This is a genomic window from Acrocarpospora phusangensis (assembly GCF_016862995.1).
GTDB classification, from domain to species: domain Bacteria; phylum Actinomycetota; class Actinomycetes; order Streptosporangiales; family Streptosporangiaceae; genus Acrocarpospora; species Acrocarpospora phusangensis.
In genome coordinates, this window is the sequence record NZ_BOOA01000214.1 from 1 (window position 1) to 795 (window position 795).

At 69.4% G+C, this 795-nt stretch carries 1 protein-coding gene; it reads left to right on the forward strand.

Features of this window, described 5'->3' with window-relative positions; translation table 11 throughout:
• Window positions 1–712 (forward strand): lysylphosphatidylglycerol synthase transmembrane domain-containing protein (locus Aph01nite_RS40985; protein ID WP_204046489.1); only part of this gene is annotated, 712 nt, incomplete at its 5' end.
• Window positions 713–795 lie beyond the last annotated feature (83 nt).

The following is a 795-nucleotide window of genomic DNA, read 5'->3' on the forward strand; positions in this document are numbered from 1 at the left end:
CCAGACCGTGCTCGCCCAATTCGCCGGCTCCTTCGTCAAGCTGGTCGCCCCCGCGGCCGTCGGCGGAGTCGCGATCAACACTCGGTACCTGCAGAAACGTGGGGTTCCTCCCGGGCCGGCGGTGGCCAGCGTGGGGGCCTCCCAGCTCGTGGGCCTGATCTCCCACATCCTGTTGCTGCTGTTCTTCGGCTACCTGACCGGAACCCAGGCCGCGCCTTCTCTGACCCCGTCCCGGGGGCTGCTGGTCGTGCTGCTCAGCGTCGCGGTGCTCATGGTCGTCATCCTGGCCGTGCGTCCCCTGCGCCGGATGCTCACCACCCGGGTCCGGGCCCTGTTCTCCGGCGTCATCCCTCGCCTGCTCGACGTGCTTCAGTCCCCGCGCAAGATCATCGAAGCGCTCAGTGGGACCCTGCTGCTGTCCCTGATGTTCATCCTGTGCCTCATGGCCTGCGTACGCGCTTTCGGCGGCGAGGTCAGCTTCGCCGCCGTCGCCGTCGTCTTCCTCGCCGGCAACGCCATCGGCTCCGCCGCCCCGACCCCCGGCGGCCTGGGCGCCGTGGAGACCGCCCTCTTCGCCGGCCTCACTCTCGCCGGCCTCGAACAGCCGATCGCGACCTCCGCCGTCCTCCTCTTCCGCCTGATGACCTTCTGGCTCCCCGTCCTCCCCGGCTGGGCCGCCTTCAGCTGGCTCCAACGCCACAACGCCCTCTAAAGCGCCTCTGAAACTGCTGGCCTCCGAACGACCGGGCCTGTAAACGACCGGCCTCCGAACGACCGGGCCTGTAAACGAGCGCT